This is a genomic window from Roseibium sp., from assembly GCF_051016195.1.
In the GTDB taxonomy this organism is placed as follows: domain Bacteria; phylum Pseudomonadota; class Alphaproteobacteria; order Rhizobiales; family Stappiaceae; genus Roseibium.
In genome coordinates, this window is sequence record NZ_CP134616.1 from 116243 (window position 1) to 136472 (window position 20230).

The window sequence follows — 20230 nt, forward strand, 5'->3', positions numbered from 1 at the left end:
CCGACCAATCAGGCTGCGCCGAAAGAGAGGATCCGTTCGATCAGCCAGAAGCTGGAAAGACTGCCGATCGCGTAGGCCATGCACAGGCTGACAGGCCGATAGGCCAGCAGGGGTCCCTTCAGCAACAGCTTTGACACCACGGTCAGCGCCGCAAGTGCTGCGACCACAAACGCAAGCTGTCCTGCTTCGACGCCGACATTGAACGCAAGCAGCGCAAGCGGGATATCCGATTGCGGCAGTCCGATTTCCTTCAGGGCGCCAGCGAACCCGAGGCCGTGCAAGAGCCCGAAGGCGAACGTCACCAGCCAGGGCGCCGATTGGGAAAGCCGCGCCCGGCCATCCTTGCTGAGCGCAATTTCGCTTGCAAGGAAGACGATCGACAAGGCAATGATCGCCTCGACAGGTGCGGGCGGCAAGGTGATCCACCCGAGCGTTGCCGCGGCGAGCGTCAGGCTGTGCGCAACGGTGAACGCGGTTACCGCCCCCACCAGGCGCCAGAAGTCACGGATTAGAACCAACAGCGTAAACAGGAACAACAGGTGATCCCACCCCTCAAGGATGTGCTCGAAACCGAGACCGACATAGGCGGTAAAGACGTCAAGTGAACCGGCCTCCGCGGGCACGATCGCGGTGGGTTCCGCAGCGGTCAGGCGAAGCGAGACCGTCGTGCTTTCAAGGGGCGAAATCCGCACAAGAACGTCTGTCCGGGTTTTCTCAAGTCCTGGAATGGACACGGTGCCGGCTGAGAGAGGACCGTCGCAAACTGCGGTCCAAGATGTCTCCCAGGCCCCTTCCCGCGACGTCGGGGCGGGTCCCGTTTGAGGAGCGCATCCGGCAGGAAGTGACAGATCGATCGGCATGGGCCGTCCGGAGACATCCGGCTTGCGCCAGTACACCTGCCATGTGTTGTCTCCCGTCTGTTCGAGCGCAGCATACCCTGGTTGAAGGGCATGGCCGTGAGCTGCATTTTGAGCGCTGAAAACGGCGCACAGCAAGGCAAGGATCAAACACACCTTCCGGATCACTGCGTGTCCTCCGGCAGAACAATGCGATACCTCTGCCGCATCGCTTCAAGCGCATCCGCCCTGATGTCCTGAGCTTTCTTCTGTGTCCAGTCGGTCACCACATCTTCTCTGACGTCCTCGAATGCGCGCAGTTCCGCGGGCTGGTTCTCGGTAACGCGTACAAGATGCGCGCCGTATCCGGATCTGACAGGCCCCTGCCACTGGTTCAGTGGCAACACGTTCAGCTTCTCAAAGGACCCTTCGCCTAAGAGGCTCTCGATCCGTGCCTTTTCGGCAAGGCGCATCCGGAACGGCAATAGCGTCCTTTTGCCAAGCTGTTCCGGGTTGGCGCCTTTGCGCAGGTTCTCCAGGAGTTCTTCAACCAGTTCCTCATCCACGGTCGATCCGAGAAAAACCTGTTCAAACGCGATCCGCCCGGGCTGGAGGTAATAGCTTTCGTTCGCCGCGTAGAAGTCCGCAAGATCCTGCTCGGTCGGCTGCTGCGATCGGGCCGCGGAGGTTGCCAGGAAGTCCATTTTCTGCGCCAGACGGCGGCGTATGACCGTGTCGCCCTGGTCCAATCCCAGCCGGAGCGCTTCACGTACCAGGATTTCCTCGCGAATGTATCCGTCGATGAGCGCTTCCAGTTCGTCCGGACCCGGTGGGCGCTGCCACGTTGCGCTGTATTCGTCGGTCAGGCGATCCAGCTGTTGCCGGGTCACGATGATGTCTTCACCCGCCGGTTCCGGCTCAGTCTCCGGACCCGGCGAGACGACGCCGTAAGCGGCGAAGATCAGAGCACCGAGCAGCAGAAAATGCAGCAACGGCTGACGATAGAACTGACGAAGACCGGACATCACTGAACTTTCACCACTTGCATCTGCTTCATTGCACCGGGGGATTGTCCGGTTGCGTTTGTCCACGGTTCACGCGCGATTGAGCGACATAGGCCGCGACGACGAGCTTGCTGCCCGATGACAGGTTGCCACTGGTTTCAAGCAAAGGCTCGAGGCTGGCGCCAAACGCCCAGTTCTGTCTTTGTGAAAATTGCCGGGCGATCAGGACAGACCCGCCCGGACGATTTCTGGCGAAGGACGTCAGGACGTTGAAAACCGCTTCCCGGATGGAAGGCGTGCCGACACCGTGATGTATCGCCATGGCTTCGACAACGGATTCCAGTTTCGTAAGGGGTTGCCCCGGGTCAGTCAGAAACGACTCGAGCCTCGCAATCCCGTTGACGCCTTCCTGTTCTATCAGCGCCGTTGCAAACGGTCCCAAATGTTCCGCCCATGCCCAATCCGCCGAGCGGTCGATAAAGTCGCTGATGACGGATTGCGCTTCGACCGACCTGTTTAGCCCCAGGAGCAGGGCAACAATCGGCCGGTAAGCATAGGCCTCGCGGGAACGCAGCAATTCCAACAGATACGCGGCGGGAACGTCCGTCTTGATCTGTCGAAGCAGGGCATAGGGTGCGCGATCAATCTCCAGCAATGCCAGTTTGCGCAACTCGGGGTCCGAATGCTGGAGATAATTCGAAAACCGCTGCATTCGTTCCGGGTGATAGTCCTTCTTGCCCCAGTCCGGCGCTTTGGCAACAACAGCATCGAGTGCCCGCCGGTAGTCGTCCTTCACGTATGCGATCCGTATCCATGATCCGTTTTCGCTCAGGCCGAACAGAACGGCGTCTTTCCGGTTTTGGAGGAGCCTCGTGCGCGTGGCGCTGTCGATCAGAAACGGCGGGGCATCCATGCCGGAATTCCCGCGCAACACCTCCGTGACCATGTAGGAAAACGCATTTTCCGGGTCCGGTCGCACAAGCACGGCCGCCCGCCCGGTCAGCACCCAGTCCACCGCCGTCTTGGTCGGCACGTAGTTGTGAAAGGAACAGGCGCCCGCGCCGGAGGGCCAGAAGGCGACGACAGCCGCGGCAGCCATGCACTTGAACAAGACCGCTTTTTGCAAAATTCCTTCAAGTCGCCGAAGCGGACGAAATCGCATGATCGTATGGCGCATGCAGGTCACCTTCGCGGGTACGCCGTATCACGGCCCCTTCTTTTTCACACTGTCCAGAAACACCAGCGCCAGATTGAACACGCCAAAAACGAGGATGGCGCCGAACACAAGAACACCGAGCTGTTTCGTCCCCATTCCGACCGGCAGATTGAACGCCATCACGATCATGCCGAACAGCGCAAGGAGCATGATAACCGGGAAAATCGTGTCTTTGAGTTTCATGCAAGGTCTCTCCTGTCCGTGACCTGGAACGGCAGGTGCAAAACTGTCCTGCCGCTCCCATCATAGCCTGAGCAAAACCTGCCGCAACGATATGCCTCAAGGTATGCCGGATTGGCGTGAAGCATGATCACGATTCCGGCGTGAACCAGATCGGAGATGTGTAAGCTCGTTCCTGCTGCGCTGTCGGCGCGCCTTCAGGAATGTCGACGCCGTATCGGAAGGCATCGTAGACGTACCAGGGCGGCGTCGGGATCTCCAGAACACGAGCATAGTAGAAGGCGCGCTCGGCCGGATCGAAATCCGGATCGGTCCAGATAGTCGCCAGTTCCGACGCTCCGATCGAGTTGGTCCAGCTTGCACTTGCCACGTCGACTGTATTGCCGACAGGAGGCAGCTTGCCGTCGCCTCCGGGCTGGCGGTCATCGGACCAGGCCACATCATAGACCTGTTCCTGGGTGTTTCCGTCGGTGTCCAGCCAACCCTTGACGATCTGGATCCGGTCGAGGTTCGCCCCGACCGCGTCGCGCAGTGCGTAAACCATAAAGGACGGTGCCTCGGCCGCCTCCGGCTTCGGCATCAGGTCGCCGCCCATCGGCACGCCCTTGCGATATCCCAGCAGAGCCGGATTGCGCGTCTGCATATCCTGATCGGTGAATTCCCAGCCGCCGAACAGCCGCACCATGATGCGCGGACCAGTCGTTGCGTAGACTTCCTTGCGCTGCATCGCATCGAAAATGGATTCGCGCGTGTTCTCTTCCGCCCACACGCCCGTGATGCCGGAAGAAACCATCTGCCAGGCAAAAAGCTCACCGTTCTCGGTCTTTACGAACGGATGGTTCAGGCGTTCCGGCGAGGGCTCGTAACCGGTGTGTTTGCCGAAGAAATTCTCTTCCTCGAACGTCGCCAGGCCGGTGTGGCTGTCGGTTGCTCCGGAAAAGCCGAACTTGTACGGGTTGGTGCCGAACTTTTCTTCCAGCAGAAAGCCGTTCTTGAGCGCTTCGCGCGCATATTCGCCCGCGAGCATTTCGTTGGTCTTGGCGGTGGTCAGGTCCAGATTGCCTGCATCCCAGTTGTAGTAATCCGCGAACTCGTCATTGGGAGACAGGAACGGGTGAGCTTCACCGTCGCCCTTGATCTGGGTGATTTCGTAAAGCGGCTCCCATTTGGCGCGCTGCTCGACATAGTCCTTGTCCAGCGCTTTGCCGGTAAACTGCTTGTCCATCGGGAACATGACGCCATTGGAGAGATTGCCGTTATGTGCCAGCGCCAGCACCGCACCGTTGGTCTTCTCCTCATAGGTCTGCATCCACTCGTAGAGGTCGAGCGGGTCGGGGCTTCCAAATGGCGGTGTCATGGTGAAGGGAACGACTTGTCCGGCCCTTTCGGAGCCATCGCGGAATATCACGTTGCGGTGCAGGTTGTTGCCCTTGTCGAGCGAAGTCCATTCGAAACCGATCAGAGCCGTGAACCGTCCCGGCTCGTTGAAAGCGTCCGCCGTTCTGACATTGTCCGACCAGATCGACGCGAAACGGCGCGCACCGGGCTGATACTGGGCAAAGAGTTCCGGATTGACCGCCCCCTGACTGAATTGGGTGATCAGGTCGATGGTCGCGGCCACCGCTTCCTGCCCGCCGGCCCGGTAACCCTCCGACCATTTCCGGCCCTGCTCGTATTTCGTGACCCCGGGTGAGGCATCCAGAATATCGGTGATCAGACCCATACCATCCGAGTGTTCGGTAATCACGAGCCAGTCCAGCGGACGGTAAAGGCGCACGGGCTGTCCTGATGACGCGGTGATTTCCTCACCGCGCGCAAAGCGCCATGCCTGTTCCTGGGTCAATCGCGCGCCAAACCCGCCCGCATCCATGGATTGTCCCGTGTGCAGGTGCGAGTCGCCCCACAGCGGATGTTCCGGAAAGTTCCGGCCCGCATAGGGGGAATAGGCTTCGCCGGGGTAGACGTCCTGCAGTTGGTCCTCGTTGACGTCGAACTCCTGTGCCGAGGGCATTGATGCAACGGAAAAACAGGCCAGAATTGCAAGGGTAGCTGTACGCATTGAAGTTCTCCCACAAAGAACGTTGCACAAAGTAATGCACATTCCCCGTGGCTGGAGAAGCTTGCCAATTTTAGCGATGTTATTGAGTAACATTACTTTTTTGGTTTTTTGCGGACCAGGTTGCCTTCGCCCCACCGCAGGCAATTTTCTAAACCCCCGGTGTCGGATATGCTCGGGCCGGAACGTTCCTCGGTCATCGATCCCGCAACCCGGAGGCCAATACAATGCTGTTTTCCGTGCTGATTTACGCCAGCGAAGATATCATGGATGCCGTTTCGCCGGAGGAGCATGCCGAAATCATGAGCCACCATCGCGCCTTTCACGAACACACCAAGACAAGCAGGACGTTCGCTGCAGCGACCAAGCTGATGTCGACGGGAACCGCCGTCACCGTCAACAAGGAAAGCGACGGCTACCTGGTGACCGACGGCCCCTTCGCGGAGACAAAGGAACAATTCATGGGATTTTACCTCATCGATTGCCCCTCGCTCGAAGAGGCCATCGACACGGTGAAGCTGCTGCCTCTTGAATATGGGCGGGTTGAAGTGCGTCCGGTGGAGTATTTCGAAGGGGCTGATTTCAAGAATGGCGAACGCATGGTTATCGACGCATCTTAGAGCTGCCCGCCCGCGTGTGCTGGCAGCCCTGAACCGTGCGCTCGGCGATATCGATCTTGCAGAAGATGCCTTTCAGGAGGCGTCGCTCAGGGCTGTCAGATCCTGGCAGAACAACGATATCCCGAAGGATCCTGCAGCCTGGCTGATCGTCGCCGGACGCAACGCAGCCATCGATGCCTTCCGGAAAAAGCGTTACGAAACCCTGACCGCGCCTGATGACCTGGAACCCCTGCATGAAGGACCGCACCCCGAAGAAACGCTGACAGTGACGATCGATCGCGCCGCCTACAGGGACGACGTGCTCCGGCTACTGTTCACCTGCTGCCATCCGGTGCTGCGTCGGGATCAGCAGATCGCGCTTGCCCTAAAGATTGTTGCCGGACTTTCTGTGGAAGAGATTGCGAGAGCCTTTCTCGTTCAGCCAAAAACGATGGAACAGCGGATCACCCGCGCCAAGAAACGCCTCAGCGCCGCCAGGCTTCGCTACGAAGACCCGGATGCCGCGGCACGCGCGGTGCGCTTTTCCGCCGTTGCCAATGCGATTTATCTGGTCTTCAACGAGGGCTACTCGGCCTCTTGCGGGGAGGACCTCATCCGCGAGACCTTGTGCGAAGAGGCGATCCGGCTGGCGCGCCTGCTCGTCCGCCTTTTCCCCGGGGAACCGGAACTGCGTGGTCTTCTGGCGCTGTGTCTCATTCAGCACTCGCGCCGCAAGGCGCGCATTTCGGAGCAGGGCGATGCCATCACCCTCGAACATCAGGACCGGTCCGGCTGGGATCGTACGAATATTGCCGAAGGCACCGTTCTTCTCGAGGCGGCCCTGCGCAAGGGAACACCCGGCCCGCTGCAGATCGAAGCCGCCATCGCGGCAACCCATGCGCATGCCCCCAGCTACGAGGCAACCGACTGGGTTGAACTGGACCGGCTCTATCGCGCGCTGGAAATCATCCGGCCTTCGCCCGTCGTGTCGCTCAATAGGGCCGTCGTCATCGCAAGGCTGAATGGGCCCGAGGCAGCACTTGCGCTCCTGGACAAGCTCGCCGCTCCACTGGATCGATATGCAAGCTTCCACGCGGTACAAGGAGAACTCTTCGCTCTCACCGGACGCGAGAAGCCAGCGTTGTTGTCACTGAAGAAGGCGCTTGCACTTTGTGGCTCGAAACCTGAGCAATCCCACATTCTTGAAAAAATAAGAACGATCCGATCTGAAGACGATTAATTTGAAGTGTATGTCGACACCTTGGAAACAACTATGTGCAAAATCACTCTCCTCAATTCTTCACTCATGTTCTCATACCATAAGTTGTTTTCATCGAGCACCTCGCCTAATTCATGCCTCAAACTAAAGTAGCTTTCCCTAGAATTAACGCGAAACATTCTAGGCAAACCATTTGTTGGAGGCGACAAAACTCTCCTGGTGCTAGAAACGTTTGAAACGACTGGAATACTGTTCCCCTTGTTTGGAGATTGATCTGCAAACAAATCAAACGTTTCCATTACCACAGGTCTAGGGCGGATTGATTTTGAGCACCTATAGTTACCAAAGCTTAGTAGCGTCAGCTCATGCTCCCCGTTGTTTATTAAAAACTCGGCATTATAGTCAAAGTAATTTCCAGCTTCTGAAAATTTAATCTCAGCTTCAAATCCTAGACCACTTCCAAATATTTCAAATCCAGTTTTGATATTAGCCTTTAACTCCGAATAACACTGGATCACCTCGGAAGCGATATCAAGTGCATTTGCCACTTCATCGATCTTCTTTTGGATGGTATCGTATATTTGAGACTCTGGAATACTACCGGACTTACTCTTAATTGATTCCAAGAGCTCTTGATTGACTCTTTTCAAACTGCGAATCGGAACATCGAGTGTCAGTCCGTCACTAAGAACTTGTTGCACGTTCATTTGGTCTTCACTCGATTTTAATAACTTTACTTGACCGCTTGCCACATCTGACTTCCGAAGCCATCCGACTTCTGCAGCCCGCTGCCTGCGTCCTGATTTTTTCTCCGTCCAAGGAAGTTCGACTTCATAGTATTTTTCATCGAGATCTTTCACATTTGCAACGTATACCCCCTCCGATCTTGAAAAGGACGAGTAACGATTCCCTGACGAGTTGCAAATCTCAATTTCACTATCTCCGACAGCCACCCCAAGAAGACTCTCGTCTAAAAATCTAAAAAGGTCTTTTCTCAAGAGCCCGTCGATCCCAAATTCACTTTCAACTTTACAATATTCCATCATGCGATTTCTGCGAACTTCAACTAAGGGAAGACACTCTCGAACCTTAACAACAGTGCCGATAGGCAAATAGTCAACACGCTTTCTTGTATTTATTGTTGTTGCTTTTTCGCCAACTAAAAAAGCTCCCTCTATTGTTACGGCAACATTACCTGCGAGCACAGTATTTGAGTATAAAAAGATCGCTAGCGTAAAACCAAAAATAGTCGGTGATCTAACCATTTAAACCTGACCTCGTATGGCAAATTTCTTTGGGACACCAAGTTAATCGATGCAACCGATAATAACAAACAAAATTCCAGCAACCCGAAAGGTCGTCAGAGAGAATTTCTGCGAAACATTTTGCCTTTGAGGCGCACCCTCTGTCGGGTCTGACACGTCTCTTGCGTCCTCCGATCACCTGGCGGGACCAGGCAGGTCACCATCCAGTCTCAGATCTTCAACGCGAGTGAACAACTTTTTTAGTATCCGCAGCTAGGATCAGGACCCAAAAATGAGTCCGATTTGGCGGCAGAGCTGGCAAGATCTCGGGACGAAGCGCGTGCAGAGCGGGCTTTTTGCCCGGTCAAGCGCGCTGACGCCACGGGGTGAAGCTATTTCCATGTCCTTCGGATTTGACCGGCTTGCTTCTCCTCGGCGTTGCGAAAGGCTTGAAAACGAGGGACATTTCCTGCGCTTTCGCTCCCTGATGGGAAGTATGCCGCCTCAAACCATTACGGCCTCATTTATGGGTCCATCCACCTAGACCGAGCGGGTGATGCCGCCGTCAACACGGATATTCTGACCCGTGATGTAGCCGGCGCCGTCGGACGCGAGAAATGCGACGACAGATGCAATCTCCTCAAAAGACTTTCCGTAACGCGCCATCGGGATCCTCACGCGAAAATCCTCCTTTTCCGGCAAGCTGTCGATAAAGCCCGGGAGGACGTTGTTCATGCGGATATTGTCGGCGGCGTACCTGTCGGAAAACAGCTTGGTGTAGGCCGCCAGACCTGCGCGGAAAACGCCGGATGTCGGGAAAACCGGGTCCGGCTCGAACGCTGCGAAGGTGGAAATGTTGATGATTGCGCCCGACTTCTGCTTTTGCATGACAGGCGCAACTAGGCGTGTCGGACGGACCACATTCATGAAATAGACGTCCAGCCCCATGTGCCAGTCCTCATCTGTCAGTTCCAGAACAGGCGCACGCGGACCATGGCCGGCGCTGTTGACCAGCACATCCACTCTGCCCCAGCGATCCAGAGTCAGGTCCACAAGCCGCTTGAGATCGTCGTTGGATTGATTGGATCCGGTCACGCCAATTCCGCCCAACTCGGCGGCGATCGCCTCCCCCTTTCCCGAAGACGAGAGAATCGCGACCTTGTACCCATCCTGAGCCAGCTTGCGTGCGCTGTCCGCCCCCATGCCGCTGCCACCGGCCGTCACAATCGCCACTTTTGTTTCCGTCATCACCAACCTCCAGAATCTGCACAAGTTGACGCGAAGCTAAACTTGACGGTGCGGCTTGACCAATCATTTTCAATTTCTATAGGATGTAGAAAAACTACTGTCTTGATAGTGATGCGCTCTCCAAAACTCCAACACATCAAAATGTTTGACGCGGCGGCACGGCACTTGAACTTTCGGCTTGCCGCCGAAGAGCTCAATCTTACACAGGGCGCTGTGGCTCAGGCAGTGCGCGCTTTGGAAGCCGATTTGGGCATCATGCTGTTTGATCGCAAGGCGCGCGGCCTGTCATTCACGGAAGCAGGCAATCGCTACCACGCAGAAACGTCGAGAGGTCTTCAGATCATCGACGAGGCCACAAGAAAACTATTACCTGTCGTCAACCGGGTCACCCTGAGCCTTCCCCCGTCATTTGCCTCGAAATGGCTTGTGCCCCGCCTGCCGAAATTCATGGAGCGCAATCCGGATATCGATGTCAGGATCATCGCCAGCGAACACCTCACCGACTTTCAAACGCAGGATGTCGATGTGGCGGTCCGGCAGGGAAGACGCCCGCCGGATCAGCATCTTGCCGTTGACCTCCTGGCACCAATAAACCTGCGGGCCTATTGCAGCCCGGAAATCGATCTGCCTGCCGACGCTCCGCTCGAGATGACCGAGCTGATCTGCCTGCCGCTGATCCAGGATGGACACAGATACTGGGAGAAGCTGCTGCCGGAGCATGGTGTTTCCTGCCCGCAACCGGTCCTCCAATTCAATCAGACGTCGCTTGCATTGGACGCGGCTGCAAACGGGCAGGGTGTCGCGATCGCACCCGAACTCATCGCGCGTGCCGACAGCATATCAGGTCGCCTGTGTGAGGTTTGGCAGGACGAAAGCGAGCGAGATCTCGGTTTCTGGTTGCTTCGGCCTGCCGGAAAGACCGCCAATCGCAACGCGTCAACTGCCCTGATCGACTGGATCCAGAACGAGATCCGCTGACAACGCAGATGGGCTCGCCCAGCTTGGTTCAAAAAAACTTTCACCCCTGTCGGATCTGACACGTCTCTTGCGTCCTCCGATCACCTGGCCCGACCAGGCAGATCATGAACCTTGAGGATGGAAGAGATGAGCAATCCGATGCAAACCCATGGCGCGTTCAGCTGGATGGAGCTTCACAGCGGGGACGGTACAAAGGCGAAAGAGTTCTATACGAGCCTCCTCGGTTGGGGCCTGGAAGACATGGAAATGCCGGGCATGACCTACACGGTGATTGCCAACGGTGAAGAGAAGATCGGTGGCTTTCCGCCGATGGCGGCCGAAGCGCCGCGCTGGCTGCCCTATGTCACGGTCGATGACGTTGATGCGCGCATAGAAAAAGCCAAGGCACTGGGCGCGACCATCGCCGGCGAACCGATGAGTGTCCCGGGCGTCGGCCGCATGGCGACGCTGATCGATCCGGTCGGCGGGGTCATCGCGCTCATCACCTATGAAGAACCGGCCGGGAGCTGAGCCCGGACAAGACATTTTTTCAGACGGCCGGCGGTGCGTGCTTGATCCGAAACTGCCGGTCTCACCCGATACTCCAAAACAGCGAGAACCCGAAAATGGAAGTCCTTTCCGCCCTGCCCGTGACGATTGTATTTGTTGCCGTCTTCGCACTGATTCAGATCCCGATGACAGTTGCCGTCGGACTTCGCAGGCTCCAGACCGACGTTCAGTTCATGGATGGCGGTGACGGTGTCCTGCTTCAGCGGATGCGCGCGCACGGCAATTTCACCGAGACCGTGCCGATCGCTTTGCTCGCAATGGCGGCGGCGGAACTTGCCGGCGCGCCGCATATGCTCCTATTGGCCGGTGGGACAGCGCTCCTGCTCGGCCGCCTCCTTCACTATGCAACCATCGTCACGACGGGTTTCGGTATCGGACGCGCGATCGGCATGTTGCTGACCTTGTCGTCGCTGGTCCTGTTTCCGGGGTTCGTGCTGCTCAAGACCATCGGTCTTTCTGTCTGAGCGCGGCGGCACCTCAAATCTCACCTTGTCTGCGCCGGCTGCAAAGCCGGTGCCATCAGCCCCATCCGGAAATTGCGCAAAATCTGCACGGTGTCTGGCAGCGGGCTGCAAGGGTCTCCGGCAAAAAGGCACAGTTCCGCCTGTCAGGAGATCCATTCAGATGCAATTCCGCGTGCGTTCCATGCCGACCCGGCTCAACCGCTTGAAGCGAAAGCCCACCGACGCAGCCCAGAAGCCTCATCGCCACGCGCGTTTTTTCGTGAAAGAAATCGTCGATAGGACGCTGCCCCGTTCCCTGCGGCGGGATGGCTGGTGGCTGGAAACATGTAACGGCCTCGGTTATTTCTTAACTCCCTGCGTTGATAGTCAAACTTGCAGCAATCCCCGCACCCGGGTGCGGGAGCTCTCATGTCCGGACCGGTCCCTTGCAGTCAAAAACCATTCTTGTCGTCGACGATGATCCGAATATCCGCGAAGTGATCTGTTTCGCGCTCCAGAAGGCATCTTACCGCCACGAGATCGCATCAGACGGCAAGGAAGCCCTCGACAAGGCCGCGTTGCATGCACCTGCGCTGATCATTCTCGACATCGGGTTGCCGGAGATGGACGGGCTGGACGTGTGCCGGGAACTCAGGAAAAAATCCGAAGTGCCGATCCTGTTCCTGTCGGCGCGCGATGATGAAATCGACCGGATCATCGGACTGGAACTCGGTGCTGACGATTACGTCACCAAACCCTTCAGCCCGAGGGAACTGATCGCGCGGGTCGGTGTCATCCTGAAGCGCTATGGTGCCCCGCAGACCACATCTGCACCCGAAACCCCGCTGATGCGGCACGGGCTGCTGGTGCTGGAAAAGGAAGAGCGCCAGGTCAGCGTAAACCACACCGAGATCGGACTTACGGCCATCGAGTTCGAAATCCTGTCCGCCCTGATGGAGCGACCCAAGATCGTCTATACCCGCGAACGCATTCTGGAGAAGGCCTACAAGGACAATATTCACGTTTCGGACCGGACGATCGACAGCCACATCCGCAACATCCGCGCCAAGCTTACCGCGGGCGGGTGCTGCGATGCGATCGAGACCGTGCACGGTGTCGGCTTCCGCCTCGGCCCGTGCGAAAACACCAGCTGACCCCGCACACGAATGGAAATCTCCAACTCATTCCGCGATCGATGGCGCCCTTCAATCAGCCTCGTCATAGCGATCGTGCTCGGGATCATGTTGCTGGTTCCACTTGCCGGCATCGTTTTTTTCCGTGTTTACGAAAACCAGCTGATCCAGACCACGGAAGGCGAACTCATCGCCCAGTCCGCCGCAATCGCAGCCATTGCGGCGCAATACCTGAAACAGCAAGACGGCGATATACCTCCCCTTGGACCGGTTGCCCGTCCGCCCTCGCCCTATTCCGCCGGGCCATTGTCCTCCTCTGTGCGCAGATACGACAAGGCACCCACAGGCGACTGGACCCCGCAGTTGCCAATGCTGGATCTCAACAGGACGGCGGTGCTCCCCTCTCGTCCAGATCCACGCGCATCAGAGTACGAGATCCATCCGGCATATCGGGACGCCGGCAAAGCCATAGAACAGGTTCTGAAGGACACACAAAAACTGACACTCGCCGGGTTCCGGGTGCTCGATCCGAACGGGACGATCATCGCGGGACGGGACGATACCGGGCTTTCGCTTGCGCATGTTGCCGAAGTCAAAAACGCCCTGGCCGGCCGATACACCAGCGTGCTCCGCGAACGCGTCGTCCAGAACCCGCAACCGATCTATTCCATCAGCCGCGGCACAAGCGTGCGGGTGTTCACCGCCCTGCCGATCCTGATCGACAACAGGGTTGCGGGCATCGTCTATGCCTCGCGAACGCCAAGCAACATCCTGAGGGAAATGTTCCTCAAGTGGGAAACAGTCGTCCTTGTGCTTGCGTTCGTGCTGAGCGCGACATTCATAGTCGGCTTCATATTCGCACGCGGCATCGCCGGCCCGATCAAGGCGCTCACGGACCGTTCCCTGAAAATCGGCCGCGGTGACCGCGATGCCCTGAAACCGCTGCGCATCCACGGCAACCGGGAAATCCATGCGCTGTCGACCAGCATGCTGGAAACCTCGCGGAAACTGTTCGACCGGAACGAGTACATCAGTACGTTTGCCAATCATGTCACCCATGAGTTGAAGACCCCGCTCACCGCGATACAAGGCGCTGCGGAACTTCTCAAAGACGGCGCGGAGGAGCTCAGCTGTTCCGAGCGGGAGAAGTTCCTGAAAAATATCCTTGCAGATACCGAGCGCGCTTCCCGGCTTTTGAACCGGCTCAGGGAACTGGCCAGGGCGGACAGCGTCTCAATCGGTGGAACCAGCCGCCTTTCGGAGGTCCTGGAGGGGATCCGAACCCGGTTCAATCAGGTTCTGATAGAAGCGGAGCGTGACTGCACACTCCCCATGTCGGCCGAAAACGCGCGCATTGTCATTGAAAACATGATCGACAACTCAGTCCGGCACGGTGCCGACAGGGTTGTCTTTTCGTCCAAGGACACGTCAAGCGGCCTACGTCTGGAGATTTCGGACAACGGAGAAGGCATCTCGGCAGGGAACCAGGAGCAGGTTTTCGATCTCTTCTTCACAACGCGCCGCGAGAGCGGCGGCACGGGCATGGGTCTGGGGATCATAAGGGCACTGCTCAAGGCACATCATGCGTCAATCGCACTGGTTCCCCAGGACACCGGCGCGTGCTTCCGGATCGATTTTCCGCACACGCAGGAGTGACTGCAACCTCGCGCGTTTGCTTATTCTTAAGCACGTCTTTTATGCGTTACTTAACTCGGCCTTCGTAGTCTCCACCCGGGTATCTCAGGGGAAAGACACGATGCAACAGTCGCAGCAAACTTCGCTCCCGGCGAACGAAGGTGGACAAATCGGCATTGCCATTCCGGTGCTGCAGGTGTTTGCAGGCACCCTCTTCCTCAGTGCCTTCCTGCTTTTTTCCGTCCAGCCGTTCTTTTCCAAGCTGGTGTTGCCAAAGCTTGGCGGCTCTCCCGGCGTCTGGTCCGTCGCCATGGTGTTCTTCCAGAGCGTTTTGTTGCTCGGATATACCTATGCCCATTTGCTGACGCGCTATCTCAAGACGAAACACGCGATCATCGTCCACACGCTGGTGCTCCTGTCCGCGTGCCTGTTCCTGCCGCTCGGGATCGCCAGCGGATGGGATACGCCGCCGGCCGACTATCAGGAGATCTGGTTGCTCGGATTGTTCGCCGTTTCCGTCGGACTCCCGTTTTTCGCCGTGTCCGCAAACGCGCCCCTGCTGCAGGCATGGTTCACGCAAACCGGCCACAAACACGCATCCGATCCGTATTTCCTCTACGGCGCAAGCAACATCGGCAGCTTCGCTTCGCTCTATCTCTATATTCTGGTGCTCGAACCCACGCTCAAGCTCGGAACGCAATCCCTGCTCTGGACAGCGGGATATTTCGGACTGGTGATCGCGATCCTGCTTTGCGCCGCCGCCGTGCTTCGCCGCCCCCAACCGGCAATGTCCGATCAGCAAGGCGGCAAGGACAGCGAGGGCACGTCTCCGGCGGAACGGATTTCGGCGAAGCAGGTCTTCACCTATCTTGGCCTCGCCGCGGTTCCCTCGGCCCTGACGATTGCCCTGACCGCTCACATCGCGGTGGACATCGCCTCCGCACCCTTCATGTGGGTGGTTCCGCTGTCGCTGTTCCTCTTGACCTTCGTGATCGCGTTCAAAACCAGACCGCTGATTTCCGTGGAGTTCCTGTCGAACATCCTGCCGTTTGCAGCGATCCTCGCCACCGCCGTGATCTTCCTGCCCAAGATCCTGCCGCTAACATTCGGCCTCGGCGCCAATCTGCTGATCTACTTCATGACGGTGCTCTATTGCCATGCGCGGCTCTACCAGCTGCGCCCGCATGCGAGCCAGTTGACCGCCTTCTATCTCTGGATGTCGGTTGGCGGCGTACTCGGTGGTGTCTTTGCAGGTCTCGTCGCGCCGAACATATTCGACTGGGTCGCAGAATACCCGATGCTCATGTTGGCCGCGCTGTTCCTGCTGCCGCTTAAGAACGGCGCCACGGCGAACTCCGTGTTCAAGACCATCCTGTTCGGGGCCGGACTGACCCTTCTCTTCTGGATCGGCCTGACACGCGGATGGATCCCGGAGGTCGAAGGGCATGAAGTCGTCATGGTCTCGATCATTGCCCTCGTGGCGCTTGCCGCATTGGCCCAGGTCAAGTGGCAGGCCATCTCGCATGTGCTTCTGATCCTGACCGTGCCGCTAGTGCTGCTGCTGCAACTGCATCCGAGCGTCGTTCACACCGAGCGGTCCTTCTTCGGCGTAGTGAAGGTCAAGGACACGGATGACGGCACCTATCGCCGCATGGTTCACGGCACAACCGTTCACGGCAGCATCGCGATGAGCTCTTTCGAGCCGGAGATCGGCGAAGGGTCGCCGGAGCCGCTTGCCTACTATCACGAAACCGGCGAGATGGCAGCGACGCTTTTCGCAGCGCGGGCATCGGCAAGGGGCGCGCTCGGCCACGTCGGTGTCGTCGGACTGGGAACCGGCAGCTTTCTCTGCCATCGCACCCCCGGTGAAACCTGGACTGTCTACGAGATCGACAAGTCGGTCATAGACGTTGCTGCCAATCCATCCTATTTCCGGTTCATCTCCGACTGCGGCCCTGACACGAAGATGGTTCTGGGTGATGCCCGACTGACGCTGGAAGCAGAACCGGACGCGAAATTCGACTACCTTCTGATCGACGCGTTTTCGTCCGATTCCATTCCGGTGCATCTGATGACACGCGAAGCCATCAGCCTGTTTTTCTCGAAGATCGAGGAGAACGGACTGCTCGCGATGCATATCTCCAACAGATACCTGGAACTGGCCAGCGTACTGGCAGCCATCGCGGAACTGGACGGGTATACAATCCGCTTTGCCTCCTACAAGTCAGGCGAGGGCGTGGAGAGACCCGATCAGGTCTTTGCTTCCAACGTCATGGTGTTTGCGCGGGACGAGGCTGACCTCGGACCGCTGCTTGATGACGAAAGATGGGAGAGCGTCTCCTCGAACGGCACAGCCGCCTGGACGGACGACTATTCAAACATCGTCGGTGCGATCATCCGGCACGAATTCAAAAAAGACTGATACGCAAAAGGCCCGGCCGCAGCATGCTGCAACCGGACCTTCCACCAGATCAAACCGCCAATCAGACGCAGGCGAGAGAAACGGGACGCTTCGTTTCCTCAACGCCGGGCTTCGGGCGGAAGCTTATTCAGCGGCGACTGCGACGTCTCTGAACGAGCGGCGTGCCCATGGGCGCGTACCGACCGGCATTTCATCGACGGTGCCGACCGGCTGGAGGTATTTGGTTACTTCCGGCCACTCACCCGCCTTGAGCGCCTTCAGCACTTCCGGCTTGGAAATCTCGAACGAGGACACACCGCAGCGGCGCGCCAGCGGCACCTGGTCGAGGATGTATTTTCCTGCGGCGCGAATGTCACCCTGGTAGCCGATCTGCTCGCGCAGAACGCGGGCCGCGGAAAACCCGCGCCCGTCAGCGAAACTCGGAAAATCAACGGCGACATAGGCCAGGCGGCCGAGATACGGCGCGAGCTTTTCGACGTCATCGCCGGCTTCGACCAGCACGGCGGTTTCGCCATCGCGGCCCAGGTAGTCTTCCGCCGCTTCCAGGAACAGGCTCTGGGACACCAGCGCATTGCCGGCAACAGAAGTGCCCGTCTCGGCATCCGCCCTGGTCCAGTTTTCCTCGACGAATTCGCCGTCCTTATAAATCGTGGTCATGTCTTGCGTCCTCATTTTCGTTAAATGCAGCGGTCAGATGCCGCTGCCGTCGATTTCCTTGCCATGGGTCGGCCAGTGAATGCCGCATTCGGTTTTGTCCTTGCCGCGCCAGCGGCCGGCACGCGGATCCTCGCCCGGTGCCACCTTGCTCGTACAGGGCAAACAACCGATGGATGGATAGCCCTGCGCGACTAGCGGGTGCGGCGGCAGATCATGCGCGCGCACGTAATCCAGAACCTCACCTGCCGACCAATCCGCGAGCGGATTGACCTTCACCCGGCCAGCGTCGATCTCGAAGTGTTCCAGGCTCGACCGTGTCGAGCTCTGATGACGCTTGCGGCCGGATATCCACGCCTCGAAACCGCCAAGCGCCCGTTCCAGCGGCACGACCTTGCGGATATGGCAACAGGTATCCGTATCGGACATCCACAGCATTCCCGCCGGGTCCTTTTCCGCAAGTTCGTCCTTGGTCGGCTTGAAAGTGCGCACGTCGGTCAGGCCCAGCTTTTCGATCAGTTCTTCGCGATAGAGCAGCGTGGCCGGGAAAAGCTTCACCGTGTCGATAAAGAGCACCGGGGTAGACGGATCAATCTGGGCGACCATGTGCAAAAGCACGGCCGAGTCGGCGCCGAAACTGGAGACCATGGCGATATCTCCGGCAAACTGGTGCCGGATCGCGCCCATCAGGATCTCCTGCGCCGATGTATCCTCATACTGGGCATTCAGTGCGGCGACTTCCGCCTGCAATCCCAGTTCCGGATCCACCCCCAGAGAGAATGTCTCATGCAGCGCCATAAAGGGCCTCCTTGAACGGCGCCTCCCCGACCCGGCGGTAGGCCTCAAGGAAGGTTTCTTCCTTGCCGGAGCGAAGTCCGAGATAGGTGTCGACCAGGTTCTCGATCGCATCGACAACCTCTTCAGATGAAAACCCGCGCCCGACGATTTCGCCGATCGATGCGTTTTCATTGGCCGAACCGCCAAGGGTTACCTGGTAGAATTCCTCGCCCTTCTTTTCCAGGCCGAGAATACCGATGTGACCGACATGGTGATGGCCGCAGGCATTGATGCAGCCGGAAATCTTGATCTTCAGCTCACCAATTTCAGACTGGCGTTCCGCCGTGCCGAACCGTTCGGAAATGCGCTGCGCCACCGGGATGGACCGTGCCGTGGCAAGAGCGCAGTAGTCCATGCCCGGACACGCGATGATGTCGGTGATGAGACCCGCGTTGCCTTCGGCGATTTCAGCGGCGGCAAGCCTGTCATAGATCGCGGGCACGTCCTCCAGCTTCACGTGCGGCAGAATGACGTTCTGCTCGTGACTGATACGGATTTCGTCATGGCCATAGTGTTCGGCGAGCTCTGCGATCACTTCCATCTGCGCATCTGAGGCATCGCCCGGAATACCGCCGATCGGCTTCATGGACAGCGTGACGGACGTGTATCCGGGCACCCGGTGCGGGTTCAGGTTATGCTTCAGGAACTGAGCGAATGCGGCATCGGTCTCACGGCGCGCCTCAACCGCAGCCGAGGCAGCCGGGCCGACTTCAAGCGGCGGCGGTGCGAAATATGTCTCGATGCGGCGGACTTCCTCGTCCGGAAGACGCAGGACACCGAAACGGATCTTTTCGAATTCCGCCTCGATGTCGGCCTTCAACTCCTCAAGACCGGTTTCGTGCACAAGGATCTTGATCCGGGCCTTGTACTTGTTGTCGCGGCGGCCGTACCGGTTGTAAACCCGCAAGATCGCTTCCGAATAGGCCAGCAGGTCTTCTTCGGGCAGGAAGTCGCGGACCTTGCGGCCGATCATGGGCGTGCGGCCGAGGCCACCGCCGACGTAAACCACAAAACCGATCTCACCATCATCGTTTCGCGCCAGTTGCAGGCCGATGTCATGCACCTGCACGGCGGCGCGGTCGTTCGGCGCGCCGGTGATCGCAATCTTGAACTTGCGCGGCAGGAACGAGAATTCGGGATGCAGCGACGACCACTGCCGCAGGATTTCGGCATAGGGACGCGGATCGGCAATCTCGTCAGCCGCGGCACCGGCAAAATGGTCCGCGGTCACGTTGCGGATGCAGTTGCCGGACGTCTGGATGGCGTGCATCTCAACTTCTGCAAGCTCTTCCAGGATCTTCGGAGTGTCTTCGAGCTTCGGCCAGTTGAACTGGATGTTCTGCCGTGTCGTGAAGTGGCCGTAACCCTTGTCGTAAGTCCGCGCGATGTGGGCGAGCTTACGCATCTGACGGCCGTTCAGCGTTCCATAGGGGATCGCGACCCGGAGCATGTAGGCATGCAGCTGCAGATAAAGGCCGTTCATCAGGCGGAGCGGCTTGAACTCATCCTCGGACAGCTCGCCTGCCAGGCGGCGGCGGACCTGGTCCTTGAATTGTTCGGTGCGCTGATTGACAAAACCCGCGTCAAATTCGTCGTAGCGATACATCGGTGCTTTCTCCTGTCGGGCGCTGCCGGTGTCTTGCCCGGCGCTGCCCTGGTAGCTGTCCTGATCAGGCGGAAACCGCCTGGGCCTGTTTGCCGAATTGCGGATGCGTGGTCGGTCCGGCGGCACGAATGCGCTCACGCAGTCGGACGGGAACAAGCACGCCGTCTTCCTGGGTCACGTCCATCTCGTAAACGCCGACGACCTCCTGGTTCTTCTCGGCCTGCTGGCCGATGGCCAGCCCTTCGGCGACCTCATCCTTGCTCTCGAAGGTCCGGGCCAGCGTGACACGCTCGACCCAGCTGCCGTTTTCTCCGAGCCAGACAACGTCGCCATTCAAAAGGCGGTTGGCGGTGATGACCTTCATTGCATCT

19 protein-coding genes are annotated in these 20230 nt (G+C 58.3%); 8 read left to right on the forward strand and 11 right to left on the reverse strand.

Annotation, left to right across the window (positions count from 1 at the left end; all coding sequences use genetic code 11):
• Positions 1 to 8 precede the first annotated feature (8 nt).
• From RDA78_RS00540 to RDA78_RS00560, 5 genes are all read right to left on the reverse strand, one after another.
• Positions 9 to 1007 carry a HupE/UreJ family protein gene (locus RDA78_RS00540; RefSeq protein WP_434053429.1) on the reverse strand — a complete coding sequence of 333 codons (999 nt, stop codon included), beginning with the start codon at positions 1005 to 1007 and terminating at the stop codon, positions 9 to 11.
• Positions 1008 to 1021: 14 nt separating this feature from the next.
• On the reverse strand, positions 1022 to 1861 hold the full coding sequence (locus tag RDA78_RS00545; protein ID WP_434053430.1) for a peptidyl-prolyl cis-trans isomerase: 840 nt from the start codon (positions 1859 to 1861) through the stop codon (positions 1022 to 1024).
• 28 nt (positions 1862 to 1889) lie between these two features.
• Positions 1890 to 2939 carry a hypothetical protein gene (locus RDA78_RS00550; protein ID WP_434053431.1) on the reverse strand — a complete coding sequence of 350 codons (1050 nt, stop codon included), beginning with the start codon at positions 2937 to 2939 and terminating at the stop codon, positions 1890 to 1892.
• 105 nt (positions 2940 to 3044) lie between these two features.
• Positions 3045 to 3239 carry a hypothetical protein gene (locus tag RDA78_RS00555; protein WP_421981504.1) on the reverse strand — a complete coding sequence of 65 codons (195 nt, stop codon included), beginning with the start codon at positions 3237 to 3239 and terminating at the stop codon, positions 3045 to 3047.
• Between the two features lie 127 nt (positions 3240 to 3366).
• Complete coding sequence (locus RDA78_RS00560) at positions 3367 to 5295, reverse strand: DUF3604 domain-containing protein (protein ID WP_434053432.1); 1929 nt, start codon at positions 5293 to 5295, stop codon at positions 3367 to 3369.
• A 224-nt stretch (positions 5296 to 5519) separates the two neighbouring features.
• Between RDA78_RS00560 and RDA78_RS00565 the strand changes: the two genes are divergently transcribed.
• Together RDA78_RS00565 and RDA78_RS00570 are read left to right on the forward strand one after the other, a co-directional pair.
• Entirely contained in the window at positions 5520 to 5912 is a 393-nt protein-coding gene (locus RDA78_RS00565) for a YciI family protein (RefSeq protein WP_434053433.1), read from the forward strand.
• Positions 5881 to 7131: an RNA polymerase sigma factor gene (locus tag RDA78_RS00570; RefSeq protein ID WP_434053434.1), complete on the forward strand. Its 1251-nt coding sequence runs from the start codon at positions 5881 to 5883 to the stop codon at positions 7129 to 7131. The genes RDA78_RS00565 and RDA78_RS00570 overlap by 32 nt, the downstream gene beginning before the upstream one ends.
• On the opposite strand, the gene RDA78_RS00575 is transcribed toward RDA78_RS00570, so the two are convergent.
• Both RDA78_RS00575 and RDA78_RS00580 read right to left on the reverse strand, forming a co-directional pair.
• Positions 7128 to 8375, reverse strand: a complete 1248-nt coding sequence (locus RDA78_RS00575) for a hypothetical protein (protein ID WP_434053435.1) — start codon at positions 8373 to 8375, stop codon at positions 7128 to 7130. The two genes, RDA78_RS00570 and RDA78_RS00575, sit on opposite strands and share 4 nt — an antisense overlap.
• 519 nt (positions 8376 to 8894) lie before the next feature.
• Positions 8895 to 9602, reverse strand: a complete 708-nt coding sequence (locus tag RDA78_RS00580; protein WP_434053436.1) for an SDR family oxidoreductase — start codon at positions 9600 to 9602, stop codon at positions 8895 to 8897.
• 165 nt (positions 9603 to 9767) lie between these two features.
• Here RDA78_RS00580 and RDA78_RS00585 point away from each other — a divergent pair, with 165 nt between their 5' ends.
• The 6 genes from RDA78_RS00585 to RDA78_RS00610 all read left to right on the forward strand — a co-directional run bounded on the left by RDA78_RS00585 (position 9768) and on the right by RDA78_RS00610 (position 16762).
• Positions 9768 to 10580, forward strand: coding sequence for a LysR substrate-binding domain-containing protein (locus RDA78_RS00585; RefSeq protein ID WP_434053437.1), 813 nt, complete (start codon positions 9768 to 9770; stop codon positions 10578 to 10580).
• A gap of 126 nt (positions 10581 to 10706) precedes the next feature.
• Positions 10707 to 11090 (forward strand): VOC family protein, encoded by a 384-nt coding sequence (locus RDA78_RS00590; protein WP_434053438.1) that lies wholly within the window; start codon positions 10707 to 10709, stop codon positions 11088 to 11090.
• 95 nt (positions 11091 to 11185) lie between these two features.
• Positions 11186 to 11593 (forward strand): MAPEG family protein, encoded by a 408-nt coding sequence (locus RDA78_RS00595; RefSeq protein WP_434053439.1) that lies wholly within the window; start codon positions 11186 to 11188, stop codon positions 11591 to 11593.
• A gap of 425 nt (positions 11594 to 12018) precedes the next feature.
• Positions 12019 to 12726 carry a response regulator transcription factor gene (locus RDA78_RS00600; protein ID WP_434053440.1) on the forward strand — a complete coding sequence of 236 codons (708 nt, stop codon included), beginning with the start codon at positions 12019 to 12021 and terminating at the stop codon, positions 12724 to 12726.
• A 12-nt stretch (positions 12727 to 12738) separates the two neighbouring features.
• Complete coding sequence (locus RDA78_RS00605) at positions 12739 to 14361, forward strand: ATP-binding protein (protein ID WP_434053441.1); 1623 nt, start codon at positions 12739 to 12741, stop codon at positions 14359 to 14361.
• Between the two features lie 100 nt (positions 14362 to 14461).
• Entirely contained in the window at positions 14462 to 16762 is a 2301-nt protein-coding gene (locus tag RDA78_RS00610) for a spermidine synthase (protein ID WP_434053442.1), read from the forward strand.
• Positions 16763 to 16885: 123 nt separating this feature from the next.
• Here the strand turns inward: RDA78_RS00610 and RDA78_RS00615 are convergent, their stop codons facing one another.
• The 4 genes from RDA78_RS00615 to RDA78_RS00630 all read right to left on the reverse strand — a co-directional run bounded on the left by RDA78_RS00615 (position 16886) and on the right by RDA78_RS00630 (position 20223).
• A complete protein-coding gene (locus RDA78_RS00615; protein WP_434053443.1) occupies positions 16886 to 17419 on the reverse strand; it encodes a DUF934 domain-containing protein in 534 nt (177 codons plus the stop codon).
• Between the two features lie 33 nt (positions 17420 to 17452).
• A complete protein-coding gene (locus RDA78_RS00620; RefSeq protein ID WP_434053444.1) occupies positions 17453 to 18214 on the reverse strand; it encodes a phosphoadenylyl-sulfate reductase in 762 nt (253 codons plus the stop codon).
• Positions 18201 to 19859: a nitrite/sulfite reductase gene (locus RDA78_RS00625; protein ID WP_434053445.1), complete on the reverse strand. Its 1659-nt coding sequence runs from the start codon at positions 19857 to 19859 to the stop codon at positions 18201 to 18203. The genes RDA78_RS00620 and RDA78_RS00625 overlap by 14 nt, the downstream gene beginning before the upstream one ends.
• A 64-nt stretch (positions 19860 to 19923) precedes the next feature.
• Entirely contained in the window at positions 19924 to 20223 is a 300-nt protein-coding gene (locus RDA78_RS00630) for a DUF2849 domain-containing protein (protein WP_434053446.1), read from the reverse strand.
• Positions 20224 to 20230 lie beyond the last annotated feature (7 nt).